Genomic DNA, 15436 nt, shown 5'->3' with positions numbered 1-15436 from the left:
CTGCACGCATTGGCGCGTCCTCAATAGAATGCAGCAGGAGGTGATAATATGGCACAGTTAACCACAGGGCCGCTATACATTGAGCCTAAGTTTAGAGACTGTAATGAGAACTTTCTCTTACTCATCTCAAACTACACCGGCACGTCCGTAGACGTGGAAATCACAGTTTATGCAGCTGCCTTTACCGCGGCAAACACACCCGAAACTGGGATTCTCCTGCTGACGCAAACCGTTACAATCCCGGACAAAACAGTGTTTAATCGCATCCTAGGAGTACAGAACTACCCTTACTGGCAGTTCGCGGTATGCTCCGAATACGACAGCATCTACCCATCGCTGTATCTGCTCAAGACGCTGACGAACGCAGTGCAGGACTTCCCACTCGTTCCTACCGGGGACTGGGTAGAAGTCTAACTCTGGGGCTAGGGGAAACCCTAGCCCTTCAGCATGAAGCAAAAGGGACGGAGCCTTTTGCTTCACAGCCGCGGAGAGCATGCATTGACAATATCTATTGCATCTTGCTAAAATTAAAGCGTTGAATAACTAATATCAAGGGTATGGCTAGTATGCCTTTCAAAGCGAGCTATTGACGTATTTAGGCAGGAGGTGTATACTCTACGTGGATGGTGTACGGAGTATAAGGGGAGGGTGTATGGATGGAGCAAGAGAAGATAACAATTAACCTTAGTGTTGTCGACCTAGGCAAGGTGGATTACCTAGTTGAACAAGGGTTCTATGCAAATCGCAGCGAGTTTGTGCGGAGCGCCGTACGCAACCAGCTGAAGACGCACGACCCGATTGTTTCTGACGAGTCGCTGCGCGGAAAGATGGTGAGCCTAAGCACCGACTCCGCCGATGTACGGCATGTCTGGGCCATCGGCATCTTTAAGCTCGACGCGGCGTTGGTGAAGAGGCATTTGCAGAGCGGGGTCAAACTGAGCGTTTTTGTGGTAGGTGCGCTCGTTATCGACAAGTCTGTGACCTTAGATAACGTTAGGGACGTCATGGGTACGGTCAAGGTTTACGGGTCCATCACCGGTCAACCCGAAGTCGTACGCTTTCTAAAGGAAGGAGAACAGAATGTATAAGCAACTTAAAGGTATTTGGCCTCTCCTGGCAGGCAAAGAGAAGCTTGCCTTCGTGGCAGTATCGTCGCTTGGCCTAGTCGCCTTTTCCATTTACATGGCTCACCTCATCCGCCTCCTAGCCGACTCGCTGCTTGCGGGGCAAGCTACGGCCGTCTACGGCTACCTGCGGGTCTTCTTGGCGGTGATTGGCGGCGAACTGCTGCTTAGATACTTGCGTGTTTGGGCGGCAGGTTCATTTGCCGAACACAGCGTAGCCGCCGTGCGCGAGCGCATTGCCAGCCACATTTTGCGCCTGCCCTTACCGGAGTACACGCGTTTTCACGCCGCCGACTACATATCGCGCTTAACAAACGACCTGTCAAAGCTGCAAGATCTCGCCAATAACACGCTCGGAAACCTGGTGTTCCTGCCGGTGGCTGGGGTTGGTGCCGCCGTTTACATGCTAATCAGCTCGTGGCAGTTGACGCTCGTCGTGGTGCTAGGTACGCCCCTTTTGCTGGTGTGTGCTTCTGTGCTCAGTGCGCCCATTGCCCGCCTCTCCAAGCAACTGCAAGAACGCATGGCGGATATGACGGTGCTGACCCAAGAGTCGGTACAGGGAATGGAGATAGCGCGCGCGTTTAATCTAGGAGAACACCTTGGGACTAAGTTTCTGCGCACCATGCGAGATGTAGTGGCACTGCAATGGAGGCTTGTCGCATACAGAGTCGGCATGGGTGCCACCTCCTTCTTGCTGCTCCTGCTGTCGTTCTTCCTTTGCTTTGGTGTGGGCGGCTGGCTCGTCATACAGGGGCGCATGTCGCTAGGTGAACTAATGGCCTTCGTCCAGCTGATGAACCATCTCACAGAACCGATGAGCCGCGTTCCCCAGCTACTTGCCTCGCTGCGTGGGGAACTTGCTGCCACAGAACGCGCGTTCCTGCTCTTACAGCTTCCTGCCGAACGCGCGGGCGGACAAGCGGTAAATACGGCCGTCACAGCCCCTAGCCCTGCGGTTGCGTTTAGCGGCGTCACCTTCACCTATCCGGACAGGAGCGAGCCTGCCCTTTCGGAAGTAAGTTTCGCTGTTGAACCGGGCGAGACAGTCGCTTTGGTCGGAGCGAGCGGCTCGGGCAAGAGCACGGTCCTGCGCCTAATCAACGGACTCTACTCCCCACAGCTTGGCGAAGTGTCGGTCGCGGGGCTACCGGTAGCGCAATGGAACCTAGAGACCTTGCGCGAACAAGTGGCGGTGGTAGCGCAGGATAGCTTTTTGTTCCCCGTTTCGGTCAAAGAAAATATCCTCTTTGGGAGCTGTAACGCCAGTGAAAGCGACATCGAGCAAGCTGCTAAGACGGCTAACGCACACGAATTTGTCAGCACGCTGCCGGCGAGCTACGACACGCCCGTAGGTGAGCTAGGCGGACGCCTCTCCGGCGGGCAGCGCCAGCGCTTGTCCTTAGCCCGCGCCTTCCTCAGGAACTCCCCCATTTTGCTCTTAGACGAGGCCACTTCGGCGCTAGATGTGCAGTCGGAGGCGCTAGTGCAAGATGCCCTAACTAAGTACGGGCAGGGTAGGACGGTTATTATCGTGGCACACAGGTTAAGCACAATTGTTAGCGCAGACCGAGTCATCGTCTTTGACCGCGGGCGGGTTGCAGAGACAGGGACTCATCAAGCGCTCTTGGCGAAGAAAGGCATCTATTACGACCTGTATGAGAAGCAATGGATAACCACAGACGAAAGGCAGGCGGTGTAGATGCAAAACCCGTTGTTCCGGCTGCTCAGGCTAAGCGGGCAAAGCTTCTCGGTCTTTCTTGTCGGCATAATCATCCGCGCGCTAGGAGAAACAGGCATACAAATCATCTTCATCTTCTTGATGCGCGACGTCTTTGCCAGCATGGTTTCATTGGATGCATCAGTGTTGTTTGGCGGGTTAACAACAGCCGCACTGACCTTTGTGGCGACCCTGTGCGTCTTTTTCGTGGGTTTCCTTATGCTACAGCGCCAGCTAGTGAACATAACCGCACGCATTCGCCGTGATATTTTCACGCAGCTACACCGCCTGCCGGTGTCCTACTTCAAGGCGCACCACAGCGGCGATACCCTGTCGCGGATGACCAATGACGTTAACGCCGTAGTGGCCCTCCTCGGGGAACTCCCAAGCAAGTTCCTGTTTGAGATATTCACGTGTTTAGCCGCTGCTACAATCATCTTTTGGGTCGACTACCGCCTAGGGATAATTGCGGTAGCCGCCGGGGGCCTAGGGGCACTGGCCAATACTAAGGCGGCGAAAAAAATACGCAGCATCAGCCGCGACCTGCAGGAAAGCCAGAGCCGCCTTACCACACTGCTAGGCGACCTATTCAGTGGCATACAGGTTATAAAGAGTTATTCGCTATACGCACCTATGAACGCGTCGCTCCGCGCGCAAAACAGCGACGTGCGCAAACACGGCTTAGACCGCGTGCGCACGCAAGCGACGTTAGAAGCGGCTAACTTCATAACCTCTAGTCTGAACGTGATGGGGCTTTTACTAGCGGGGGCCTTCCTGCATCTGCGCGGTGAAGTAAGCATCCCCGAGATAGTGATGGTCATGCAGGCGCAAGACGGCGTGGACAGGCTTTTTCGCGGGTTAGGTGCACACATCACCGGTTTGCAGGGCTCAATGGCGGCTGCTGAGCGTGTCTGCGCCATGCTTGATGCCACCCCTGAACCCGAAAGATACAGCAATATGGCGCCCTTGTCATTAACGCAGGCACCGGCATCTGCCGTGGCTATGTCAGGCGTATCCTTCAGCTACGCCGACAGCCAGAGTAGAGCCTTAGACGATGTCTCGCTTACCGTGCAGTATGGCGAAAAAGTCGCCTTGGTAGGACCAAGCGGCGGCGGAAAAAGTACGCTGCTTAAGATGCTCCTCGCTTGGTATGCGCCGGACGCAGGCACAATAAGCATTGCAGGCCGCACGCTCGGCGAACAGGCGCTCTGTGAAGCGCGGGCAGAGATGAGTTATGTCCCGCAGGATGCACACCTTTTTTCGGGAACTATTGCCGACAATATTCGTCAGGGCAGGTTAGGTGCGAGCGAAGAAGAAGTGGTCGAGGCGGCGAAGGCAGCTAGTGCGTACGACTTCATTATGGCGCTAGAACAGGGCTTTGACACGCACGTTGGCGAAAAAGGCGCGCAGCTCTCGGGCGGACAGAAACAGCGCATCGCTATTGCGCGGGCTGTGCTACGCAATGCCCCTATCCTGTTACTTGACGAAGCCACGGCCTCGCTTGATGCAGAGTCCGAAGCGTCTGTGCATGCGGCCCTCGATAATCTCATGCAAGGGCGAACTGTCATTGTGGTCGCACACCGCCTCTCCACAATAGAAAACGCCGACCGCATCGTGGTGCTTAGCGGCGGGCGTGTAGTCGAAGAAGGAAGCCACGCGGAGCTCTTGTCCCTAGGTGGGCTATATTATGAGTTGCAGCAGACTACCGACAGGGCAAAGAACGCGTCGCTTGAAGCAGCAGGCTAATGCCTTCTAGGGTGCCCAAAACAAAAACGAAGCAAAAGGCTCCGTCCCTTTTGCTTCGTTTATCTTTTCGTGGTGTCCGAGGTGGGACTTGAACCCACACGGTTGCCCATACGCCCCTCAAACGTACGCGTCTGCCAGTTCCGCCACTCGGACAAATTATTTTGGTGCCGAAGGTGGGATTTGAACCCACACGAGCGTTACACTCACTGCGCCCTGAACGCAGCGCGTCTGCCAGTTCCACCACTTCGGCGAATCGGTCTCGCGACCGTCGTTTTTTATCTTACTGAAATTAATGTCGTGTGTCAAGGTGCAAAAAACGAGGGCGAGGGCGCTTTGCACTTTGCACTTCGTGGAGGACGAGGATGTGCCCAGTGCTCAGTGCTCAGTAGAGTGTTGTCGCAGCGGCTTCCGGTTCCCCTTTGACCTTTCCACCCTCCATGCTCACAACTCACAACTCACAAGGGACAAGCGACAAGCGACAAGCTCCCGGCGGCCGGCGGCTGGCGGCTGGCGGCCGGCAGCTTCCCAGTTCAGTACAACTCCCTATAAATCGCCTGTGTACGCAGCACGCGCCAGACGTAGTTTCGCGTTTCAGGAAAAGGGATGCTCTCAATGTCGCGTTCCTGCCCAGTCCACACACCTTGTTCCAGCCAATTTTTTACGTTGCCTCGCCCGCCGTTGTAGGCGGCTAAAGCTACGAGCTTACGGTCGAACTGCTCGGAAAGATGCCGCAGATACCAAGTGCCCATCCTGATGTTTAGCTCGACATCGAAAAGCTGGTCGGGGTGAAAGTTAGGTAGGTTCATTTCACCGGCAATCCAGGCACCGGTGGCAGGCATAATTTGCATTAGACCACGTGCGCCCTTTGGAGAAACAGCGGATGGACGAAAGCTACTTTCCACCCGAATAACCGCCGCGACTAGATATGGGTCAAGTCCATTGGCCTCTGCGTAGCGCTCTACAACTTCGCGGTAAGGCCAAGGATAAACAATGCGCCAAAGCGGCGGGCCTAGTACCGCAATTAACAGCACTACTATAGCTACAAAGATAAGCAAATTCCAGTAGACGTTTATTTTAGTGTTTGGTGACTGCATACGCTCGCTAACGCCTCGCTGACTTGTTTTCGTGTCGTCTCTAAGCTCGTATCTGTGTCTATAATGCGGTGGGCACGCCGCGCTTTCTCTGGGAGCGGCATTTGGGCGCTGATGCGCGCGCGCGCCGCTGCCTCGGTTAAGCCACGCGCTATCGCCCGCGCCAACTGCGTCGCCGGTTTGCAGATCACTAGCCAAATCTGGTCTACTGCATGTTCGAGCTTCGCCTCAAACAGCAACGGGACTTCAATTGCCACGAGGTACACTCCGCGCTCGCTGTGTTTTTGGCACCAATCCTCTATCTCCTGCCAGATGGCGGGATGCAGAATTGACTCGAGCTCTATGCGCTTGTCGGCATCCGCGAAGACAATCGCGCCAAGTTGCGCGCGGTTAATGTGTCCATCCTGCTGCAAAATTTCGTCGCCGAACGCCGCGATAATCTCAGCGTAGCACTTAGCCTGCGGTGCCATCAGGGCATGACCGACCGCATCGGCGCTAATCGTCGGCACGCCGAGCTCGGCAAGCAGTGCCGTCACAGTGGACTTCCCCGTACCGAGACCACCGGTAATACCTATGCGTAACATAGAACCCCTTCCCCGCTACGTCGCTCTAGCGTTGGCAATGCGGACAGTAGTGCGTGCCCCGGCCCGCCAAGACGCGGCGCTCGATTGCATGGCCGCACGTGACGCATGTTTCCCCGGCGCGACCGTAGACCTTTAGCTGATGCTGAAAGCTCCCTTTTTGCCCAAGCCCGTCAAGATAATCGCTAAACGTTGTTCCGCGCAGCTTAACGCCTTGTGTGAGCACGCCAACTACAGCAGCGTGTAAGCGCGTGACCTCGTCAGGAGTCAACTCCCCCGCCGTGCGCTCCGGTCGCAGCCCCGCTAAGAACAGCGCTTCATCGGCGTAGATATTGCCTATGCCGGCGATGACCTGCTGATTAAGGAGCAGGGACTTCAGCGTGCCGCGCTTTCCCGCTAGGAGTGACGCCAACGCGTCCGCGGTAAACTCGGGCGACAACGGTTCAACGCCAAGGCGGTCCATGCGCGCCACCCTGACAATCTCGCTATCGGGGGCGATAAACCAATACCCAAACTGCCGGATATCGACATAACGAAGCTCTTGTCTACTAGCTAGCTTTAGCACGATATGCGTATGAGGCACAGACGGCAGGTCTGGCGCAGCAAAGCGCAGTTGCCCTGTCATGCGCAAGTGGATGACGAGCGTATGCTCCCCCGATAGCCTAAACAAAAGGTACTTTCCCCTGCGCCCGATATCTTGCACGGTGCGTCCGGCTATAAGTCTGGCAAACTCAGCCGCACTTACATTCTGCAGCAACTTAGGCAAGTGGACTTCGCATGTCACTACCTGCTGGCCCCTAAGCAAAGGCACCAAACTTTGACGGATGGTTTCAACCTCGGGCAGCTCAGGCATGCGGGAGCCCTCCCTTAGTCTTTTCTACATTGTACCAGTTACTGCCGACCTTAATGTCTACAGCTAGCGGCACACTTAATTGCAGGGCGTTCTCCATTGTGTCTTTCACTATAGCTGCGAGCTCGGTCAGCTCATCGGCGGTTGTTTCGAAGATGAGCTCATCGTGCACCTGCAGAATCATGCGCGATTTAAGCTTAGATTGCTCTAGCTTCGCGAAAATCCTGACCATGGCAAGTTTAATAAGGTCGGCGGCAGTACCCTGAATTGGCGTATTCATGGCTGTGCGCTCGGCAAAGGCACGCCTAGTAGCGTTACTGCTGTTTATGTCCGGCAAGTAACGTCGCCTCTGCAGTAGGGTCGTGACGTAACCGACGCGCTTAGCCTGCAGAATGGTATCGTCAATAAATGCTCTCACCCCAGCATAGCGGCGAAAATAGTTTTCTATATACTCCCTCGCCACAGCGCGCGACACTTTAATGTCGCGCGATAACCCGTAATCGCTGATGCCATACACAATACCAAAGTTGACGGCCTTAGCGCGGTCGCGCATCTCACGCGTGACGTGCTCTGTGTTTACGCCAAACACTTCTGCCGCCGTGCGAGTATGAATGTCTTCTCCCAAAGCGAAGGCAGCCGTTAGAATAGGGTCCTTGGCTAGGTGGGCGAGGATGCGAAGCTCAATCTGTGAATAATCAGCGGCGAGTATATGTGTAAACCCTGGCGAGGGGCAGAACGCGCGCCTAATCATTCTCCCCTCGGCTAGCCGGATAGGGATATTCTGTAGATTTGGCTCGGTACTGCTTAGGCGCCCCGTCGCGGTAACGGTTTGGTTGTAGGTTGTATGCACTTTGCCACAAGTGTCGGTAGCTTCCTGTAACCCCACAAGGTATGTCGACTTTAGCTTGGACAAGGTCCTGTACAGAAGGATTTTCTGCACGATTTCATGCTTATCTGCTAAGCCCTCCAGAACTTCTACGTCAGTAGAGTACCCTGTTTTAGTTTTTTTGCCTGTAGGGAGCCCCAGCTTCTCGAATAAGATAAAGCCTAGCTGCTTAGGCGAGCCGATGTTAAAATCCCCGCCAGCCAGCGCATGTACTTCCTGCACTAGGCCGTGAATCCGCGCGCCGACATGCTGCTCCATCTCCTGCAGTACGCCAACATCAACTGCTACCCCTGTACGCTCCATCGCCAAGAGCACGCGCGCTAGGGGCAGTTCTACGTCGTAGTAGAGGGAGCGGAGGTTCTTCTCGTCTAGTTCCCGCGCTAAGCGGCAACTAAGCTCGACAAGAATGCCGGCTTCACTCTCTAAATCTAGCTCTCTCTCCCCTAGATTAAGGTATTGTTGTGCTAACACAGAGCAGGTGTAAGTCGCTTGGCCGGGGGTTAAGAGGTAAGCGGCAAGCTCAAGGTCAAACACGTTCGCGCCAAGACTTAAGCCGAGCGCACTAAGCTCACGTTCCGCCGACTTATACTCGCATACAACTTTGGTGATGGCGTCGTCCTCTAAATATAGTCGCAGCTCTGCGAGCGCCTCTGGGTCACTCGCTGCGACACGCCGTACGCGAGAGGCATCAGCAAGCAATAACTCGCCACTCGCAGCAGGCTTGAGCCCGATTCGCTTGCCTGCCTCTTCCGTGGTCGACTCGAGAAGAGCACTCTTTTCTGGCGCTGCTCCTAGGTCAATAGTCTCGCTCTCTAGCTTGCGCAGTAAGCTTGAGAGCTCTAGGTCGCGATAGAGCTTAGCTAGCCTCGCTTTGTCTTCTACCCGTAGCTTAAACTGCGAGAGATCAAAGCCAAGGTCTACATCCTTCACTATAGTCGCGAGGAACTTACTGAGGAAGGCGTCTTGTTTCCCTGCGACCAGTAGCTCTTTGAGTCTAGGCTTGGTGATGGCGTCAAGCCTCTCGTATACCCCCTCTACGCTCTCAAACTCGCCGATTAGGGCTAGGGCAGTCTTTTCTCCTATGCCTTTGACACCTTTAATGTTGTCGGACGAGTCTCCCATAAAGGCCTTTAGGTCGACAAGCTGCCGCGGCTTAAGACCATACTTGGCAATGACCTCGGCCTCACCCATGAGTTCCGTCTCGGTAACGCCTTTACGCGTAAGCATGACTTTTGTGCGCGGGCTGACTAGCTGCAGGCTGTCGCGATCGCTCGTCACAATGACGCTGTCAATGCCCGCTTCCTCAGCGTGTAGCGTCAGTGTGCCGATTACGTCATCCGCTTCGTGCCCGTCAACTTCAAAAAGGCTTATGCCGAAGGCTGCGAGCATCTCCTTGATGTAATCTACCTGCAGCCTGAGCTCTTCTGGCATGCGCTCACGCTGCGCCTTGTATTCGGCATAGCGTTCTAACCTAATGGTGGGCCTGCCCCTGTCAAACGCCGCAGCAATGTACTCCGGCTTATGCTGCTCGATGAGCTTATTAAGCATAAGCGCAAAGCCATAGACCGCGTTAGTGGGCCTGCCATCTTTGGTGGTAAGAGCCGCCTCAATAGCATAAAACGCCCTAAAAGCTAGGGCGTGACCGTCTAGAAGAAATAACCGCGGCACAAGCATCACCGTTCCCTTACATCGCTATAAGGGTAGTATACTATATGGAGCAGAAACTTGTCGCTTGTCGCCTGTGGCTTGTCCTACGTAGCTTGTGGCTTGTCGCTTGTCGCCTTTTGAAGCAGTTCGTGTTGACACTGTGCGTATGGAGTGATACTATTGGTGACAAAGGAGGTGCGCTTATGGTAGCTGCAAACTCAACAAATATCAATATCCGGGTGGATAGTGACGTAAAAAACAAGGCCCAAGATGTGTTTTCCGCTTTGGGGTTGGATATGACAAGCGCGATAAACATCTTTTTGAGGCAGGCCATCAGAAAAAACGGCATCCCCTTTGAGTTGGTGGCAGAAAAGCCTCTACCAAAGAAGATGCGTCAATTCGGCTCCATGAAAGGCAAAATATGGATGGCTGATGACTGGGATGCTCCCTTAGAGGATTCTAAGGAGTGTACGAAGTGAATCCTATCTGATAGTGGTCGCGCCGGCCTCGCGCCTCTTATACCACCAGTACACAACTCCGCTCCACAGCAAGAACACGCTGCTGCCGGCAAGTGAAGTTATCAGCCAAGGCCGTGAGTCTTCGCCTTCGGTTGCCAAGATTGTATCGTTGGGAGCCTGCTCGGTTGTGGCGAACACCTGCGCCTTGTCTTCCGCGGTAGCGCGGAACGTAGCATCCGCGTTTTCCACTTGGGGTGGTTCGCTAAGCTGCCGCGCAGGCAAGAGGCCGGGGACTAAGTTATAGCTAAGCACTGTTAGAGCAAGGGCGGCCGCTACCGGAGCGAGGCGGGGCACAAAGAAGCGCCAAGCCTTCTTGTTGCGCGAAGTCAGAGTGACTTCATTCATCACCTTATCCAACAGAATAGGCGGTACATCGACAGCTGACATGGACAGAAGTACATCCTTATCTTGGCGCAGCGCGGCAACGAGAGCGGCGCACTCACCGCACGCCTCAAGGTGGGGAGCAAGCAGAGGAGGCGTGTTACCGTCAAGAATGTCAGACAGATGCTCGCGTACTTGTGTGCAGTTCATAGTCCTACTTTCGCCTCCCTTCTGTCTGTATGGACGTAACCTCCGCTTAAATGTTCCGCGCACAACAGGTGTTCGCGCAAACTAAGGCGAGCGCGGTTGAGACGAGACTTAACAGTGCCTAGGTTAATGTTAAGCATCTCGGCGATTTCCTCGTACGAAAAGCCCTCTACATCTCGCAGCAGCAAAATATGCCTGTGCTCCGGTGAAATTGACCGCAAGGCCTGCTCTATCTCCCTGCGTCGTTCCGCCCACACCACCTGATCTTCCGGCTGCAAGGACTCCGGCCCACTAAATTCGAGGGGATGCTCGCCTTCTTCACCTGCGACAAAGGCATCTGTACTCATGACAACAAGCGGACGGCGACGCCGCTTGCGCAGCTCGTCCAAGACAATATTGTTTGTAATGCGATACAGCCAAGTGCTAAAGCTGCTGTCGCCTTTAAACGTCTTTAGCGAACGAAAGACGCGCAAGAAGCTCTCTTGCGCAATGTCTAGTGCGTCTTCGGGGTTACCGGTCATGCGCAACGCGAGGTTGTAGACCTTCGACTGGTAGCGCTCGACTATCTGGCGAAAAGCGTCGGTATCGCCTGCTAGGCTCCTTTGGACAAGCCATTGGTCTGTCTCTGCTGCGGGCACCCGGTCACACCCCTTTCGCCATGCATGGTTTTGACGCATGGATGAAAATTAAGTTCCATGCTTCATTATAGCATGTGGCACTTAGCACTTTGTGAATTTACTAGGAGGGGGACGCTTTTAACCACAGAGGCGCAGAGAACACAGAGAGGGCACTAACAGGCCTCTGTGCCCTCCGTGACTCTGTGGTGCAAAGTCCATCTTCCCCACTCAAGCATACGTGGCACTTCGCACTTTGCACTTAGCACTTCGTGGAGGAGGGGGACCCTTTTAACCACAGAGGCGCGGAGAACACAGAGAGGGCACTAACAGGCCTCTGTGCCCTCCGTGACTCTGTGGTGCAAAGTCCATCTTCCCCACTCAAGCATACGTGGCACTTCGCACTTTGCACTTAGCACTTCGTGGAGGAGGGGGACCCTTTTAACCACAGAGGCGCGGAGAACACAGAGAGGGCACTAACAGGCCTCTGTGCCCTCCGTGACTCTGTGGTGCAAAGTCCATCTTCCCCCTCACCGCTCGCTGCTCACAGTTAGAACTCCGCTGGCTAGGTCCCACGTTGCGCGTGGGGCGATGCGGCGAAGCTCTGGCAGGGCGAGAAAACTCTGCGTGCCAAGCATCTGGATGGCTAGGCGGTGTCCGCCAAGCAGCACTTGGCTCGGGGAGAGGGTGCTTAGGGCAAGGCCTAACCCGCGCGCGAGGTCGTCTGCGTTTACTAGTGGGCCAAGCTCAGGGTGGACAAACACGCTGTTGAAAGATACGGTGCTGCCGTTAACAACGAGCCGTGTCACTGACAGCTGCACGGCGTTTTGGAGTTCGTCGTAGAAGTACCCGCGACCTGTGATAGCGGCGATAAGGCTGCCACGCAAGAATATCTGCTGATTATAGAACACTGCATCTCTTGGCGTAAGCGGCAGGCCGCCCAAGAAAGCTTCGCCCCCTGCTTCCGTGTATGTCACACCAAGAAGTCGCTCCACGATGGGTAACGGCAGGAACAACTCGTTGTCGCTCCTTAGCGCACCCACTGCCACTATCTGCCCGTTGTTTTCCACCCGCGGGTAATGGCTTAAAACAAACGAACCTGCAAAGGGCTCGCGTAGGCTTAGGCGAAGCCAGCTAGGCACAGAGGCACCGATTTGCGACGCCGCCTCGTCCACATGACTCGCCTTATCTCGCATACGCCCATAGACGTCGTGAAAGACTTCGATAAACGGCGCACCTGTTATCATGTCGCTCCGCTTGACTACCGGCTCATACAGAATGGTGACGGGTATGCGCACGCCGTTTGGCAACATATCAAAGAGCCTTTCCACATCGCGATTGTGCATACGCATACAGCCGAGTGAGACGGAAGTCCCTATAGAAGCGGGAGCGTTTGTGCCGTGGACGCCATAGCCGTCGTGCCTATGCACTACGATAGTCATCCCCGGCACTATGCGTGTCGTAGCAGGCAGGCTGTTCCATCTGCGGAGAGTAGCGGCGGTAGTGCGGTGTTGCCGCGCTAACGACTCCCAGGTTTCGTTGCCCCGCAGCGTAATGCTGTCGATAGTCATTAACCCTAGCCAGCGCGTGCCCAGCGGATTGGCCGGCCCTGCAGCCATTACTTGACCCGTTATTGGACTCCGCCATGCCGGGTGCTTTGCTCGGGAGAAAATCTCAAAGCGCCGCGTAGGCGATGACACCGGCGTAGGCGTAGTCACCCTGCCAATGGAAATGGCGTAGCTGGCCACTAGCTCCTGACCGACAAAATGCCGCAGTCTAAACTCCGGCAGGTTAATAACTATGGAATGGCTGCCTTCATTACGGGCCGAGGCAGGCACAACAAACAAACTGCAACCGACGACTAAGGCAACAGCCAACACCTGACGCAAAAACCGCATTATTGCGCTCCTTTCTTAAGCCACATTAGTATATGCAGAAACGTGCGGCGCTAAGAAAAGACATAGAAATGCAATACAAAATGCGTTGCTTTCGCTCGCCCATTCCTGTATAGTTGTCCACATCATGAATATATATTCATAGCGACGGTGCGATGCGCGGACGGTCAGCACCTGTCGCCGGCCGGACATACCTGACTTGCGACAATTTTTGTGCGAAATGCAGGATTTGCGGTTGCGAGAATAGTATATTACATGAAGAAGTATTGCTTCTTGGCATTCGACATCATTAAGGAGGGAAATGAATGGTAAGAAAATGTCTAGTTGTTCTGGCGGCAGTGTCGCTCCTAGTCGCAGGTTTTTATGGCTTGGGGCCCACAGCTACGGCGTCGCCTAGAATTGCCGTCAACATTAACGGCCGACCCCTAGTAACCGACGTCGCCCCCGCCATCGTAAACGGGCGCACATTAGTGCCCTTCCGTGCCATTTTTGAGGCTCTCGGAGCCAGAGTAGAATGGGACGAAGCTACTAGCACTGTGCGCGGCACCAGAGGACAGACCACCGTCAGGCTGACCCTCGGGCAGCGGATGGCCTTTGTCAACGGCGCACCATTACCTATCGATGTAGCGCCGCAAATCCTTAACGGCCGCACCATGGTACCGGGCCGCTTCGTGGCCGAGACCCTAGAAGGCAAGGTAGACTGGATTGCAGCCACTAACACCGTGTCCATCACTACCCCGATCGAGCCTGCCGTCGGCGGTGAAATCGTGTTTGGCTTGGGCGGCGACCCGACGACGCTAAACCCAATCCTTAGCACCGATGCCGGATCAAATACCGTCATCGGCATGATTCACAACGGCTTGGTGCGCACAAACGAGCGCCTTGAGTTTATGGGTGACCTGGCGGAAGACTGGATTGTCAGCCCCGACAACTTGACCCTAACTTTCTTTATGCGCCGCGGCGTGCAGTGGCACGACGGTCGCCCCTTTACCGCCCACGATGTTAAGTTCACCTACGACACAATCATGCACCCCGATTACACCGGCGTGCGCAGGCGGGACTTCCGCGCGGTGCGCGAAATTACCGCACCGAACGACCACACTTTGGTTATTCGGCTTAGCCAAGTAGACGCCGCGTTTATCTCGAAGCTGACTATCGGCATTATCCCCCGCCACATCTTTAGCGGCACTCCGGTAGCACAGCTGCGCGAGCATCCTCGCAGTCGCTCTCCGATTGGTACGGGGCCATACTTCTTTAGGCAGTGGATCCCCGGGCAGTTCGTAGTGCTCGAGCGCAACCCCAACTACTTCTGGGCAGGCAACGAGCCCTACATAGAGCGCATTCGCTACCGCATTATTCACGACACACAAGCTATGCTGGTGGCGCTTGAAGCCGGGCAAATCGACTGGATGGGCAACATTCCCGTAGACGACATCGAGCGCGTGCGCACGCAGCACGCGGCACGGCTGCAGTTTAGGGAACTAAGACAGCATGGCTATTGGTATATCGGCATGAAGCAGGATCACCCCATCTTTAAGGATGTGCGCGTCCGGCATGCCATGAAGTACGCACTTGATCGTCCGGGCATGGTACAGACCCTCTTTAAGGGGTACGGCACCGTCATTAACGCTGACCAACCCCCAACCTCCTGGGCGCATAACCCTAACGTCTACAATTACCCGCATAATCGCCAAAAGGCCATCGACCTCCTGGTGCAGGCCGGATGGAACAGGGTAGGAGCAGACGGCATACGCATGAACGCTCAAGGCCAGCGCCTAGCGTTTAACCTCATCAGCGCCTCCGGCGACCAAACCCGTACCGAAATGTTAGCCATTATCCGCAACCAGTGGCGCGCGGTCGGGATTGACATGAACATTGAGCTTTTTGAAGTCTCCGTGTACTTCGGCAAGCTCGACGCCGGTGAATTCGAGATTTACCAGTGGGGTTGGAACCTTAGCCTAGACCCGGATAACTTCATCTTCTTCCACTCTAGCTCTGGTTTTAATGCCGAGGGCGTCCTCATGGGCTTTAACGACGTCGGCTACAACAACCCGCAAGTTGACCGCCTCATTGAACAAGCCCGCGGTACCTTCGACCAAGAGCGGCGCCGTCAGCTCTATTGGGAAATCTCCTCGATCCTCAACCGCGACCTCCCATACATCTTCCTCTACAACCGCAACCAAGTAGCAGCCCATCACAGGCGCATCCAAGGGATAGTGTGGTCTCATATCGGCAC

The 15436-nt window shown here is 55.1% G+C and carries 13 protein-coding genes and 2 tRNA genes; 6 read left to right on the top strand and 9 right to left on the bottom strand.

The genetic code is table 11. The annotated features are described in order from the left end of the window. The first annotated feature begins 48 nt into the window (after positions 1-48). From KGZ66_05440 to KGZ66_05425, 4 genes are all read left to right on the top strand, one after another. Positions 49-414, top strand: a complete 366-nt coding sequence (locus KGZ66_05440) for a hypothetical protein (protein MBS3985027.1) — start codon at positions 49-51, stop codon at positions 412-414. A gap of 242 nt (positions 415-656) precedes the next feature. After that, positions 657-1088, top strand: coding sequence for a hypothetical protein (locus tag KGZ66_05435; protein ID MBS3985026.1), 432 nt, complete (start codon positions 657-659; stop codon positions 1086-1088). Next, complete coding sequence (locus tag KGZ66_05430) at positions 1081-2826, top strand: ABC transporter ATP-binding protein (protein ID MBS3985025.1); 1746 nt, start codon at positions 1081-1083, stop codon at positions 2824-2826. The genes KGZ66_05435 and KGZ66_05430 overlap by 8 nt, the downstream gene beginning before the upstream one ends. Continuing rightward, positions 2827-4590, top strand: a complete 1764-nt coding sequence (locus KGZ66_05425; protein MBS3985024.1) for an ABC transporter ATP-binding protein — start codon at positions 2827-2829, stop codon at positions 4588-4590. Positions 4591-4660: 70 nt separating this feature from the next. Here KGZ66_05425 and KGZ66_05420 read toward each other — a convergent pair. The 6 genes from KGZ66_05420 to polA form a co-directional block, all read right to left on the bottom strand. Continuing rightward, positions 4661-4743: transfer RNA gene (locus KGZ66_05420), tRNA-Leu, on the bottom strand. 9 nt (positions 4744-4752) lie between these two features. After that, positions 4753-4840 (bottom strand) — tRNA-Leu (locus tag KGZ66_05415). 280 nt (positions 4841-5120) lie between these two features. Next, a complete protein-coding gene (locus KGZ66_05410) occupies positions 5121-5684 on the bottom strand; it encodes a lytic transglycosylase domain-containing protein (GenBank protein MBS3985023.1) in 564 nt (187 codons plus the stop codon). Beyond that, positions 5660-6265, bottom strand: a complete 606-nt coding sequence (locus tag KGZ66_05405) for a dephospho-CoA kinase (protein ID MBS3985022.1) — start codon at positions 6263-6265, stop codon at positions 5660-5662. Before KGZ66_05405 ends, KGZ66_05410 begins: the two co-directional genes overlap by 25 nt. A gap of 25 nt (positions 6266-6290) precedes the next feature. After that, positions 6291-7115, bottom strand: a complete 825-nt coding sequence (gene mutM / locus KGZ66_05400) for a bifunctional DNA-formamidopyrimidine glycosylase/DNA-(apurinic or apyrimidinic site) lyase (protein MBS3985021.1) — start codon at positions 7113-7115, stop codon at positions 6291-6293. Next, a complete protein-coding gene (polA, locus tag KGZ66_05395) occupies positions 7108-9672 on the bottom strand; it encodes a DNA polymerase I (protein ID MBS3985020.1) in 2565 nt (854 codons plus the stop codon). The genes mutM and polA overlap by 8 nt, the downstream gene beginning before the upstream one ends. A 176-nt stretch (positions 9673-9848) precedes the next feature. Between polA and KGZ66_05390 the strand changes: the two genes are divergently transcribed. After that, positions 9849-10124, top strand: a complete 276-nt coding sequence (locus KGZ66_05390) for a type II toxin-antitoxin system RelB/DinJ family antitoxin (protein MBS3985019.1) — start codon at positions 9849-9851, stop codon at positions 10122-10124. A 3-nt stretch (positions 10125-10127) separates the two neighbouring features. Here KGZ66_05390 and KGZ66_05385 read toward each other — a convergent pair whose 3' ends face one another. From KGZ66_05385 to KGZ66_05375, 3 genes are all read right to left on the bottom strand, one after another. Beyond that, positions 10128-10694 (bottom strand): hypothetical protein, encoded by a 567-nt coding sequence (locus tag KGZ66_05385; GenBank protein ID MBS3985018.1) that lies wholly within the window; start codon positions 10692-10694, stop codon positions 10128-10130. Beyond that, on the bottom strand, positions 10691-11329 hold the full coding sequence (locus KGZ66_05380; GenBank protein MBS3985017.1) for a sigma-70 family RNA polymerase sigma factor: 639 nt from the start codon (positions 11327-11329) through the stop codon (positions 10691-10693). The genes KGZ66_05385 and KGZ66_05380 overlap by 4 nt, the downstream gene beginning before the upstream one ends. Before the next feature lie 506 nt (positions 11330-11835). Beyond that, positions 11836-13203 (bottom strand): L,D-transpeptidase, encoded by a 1368-nt coding sequence (locus KGZ66_05375; protein ID MBS3985016.1) that lies wholly within the window; start codon positions 13201-13203, stop codon positions 11836-11838. 302 nt (positions 13204-13505) lie between these two features. On the opposite strand from KGZ66_05375, the gene KGZ66_05370 reads away from it, so the two are divergent. Continuing rightward, a partial coding sequence (locus tag KGZ66_05370) for a hypothetical protein (GenBank protein MBS3985015.1) occupies positions 13506-15436 on the top strand: 1931 nt, incomplete at its 3' end.

Source organism: Selenomonadales bacterium (assembly GCA_018335585.1).
Taxonomy (GTDB): domain Bacteria; phylum Bacillota; class UBA994; order UBA994; family UBA994; genus UBA994.
The sequence above is the reverse complement of the archived record's forward strand: the minus strand, read 5'-3'. Positions and strand labels throughout refer to the sequence as shown.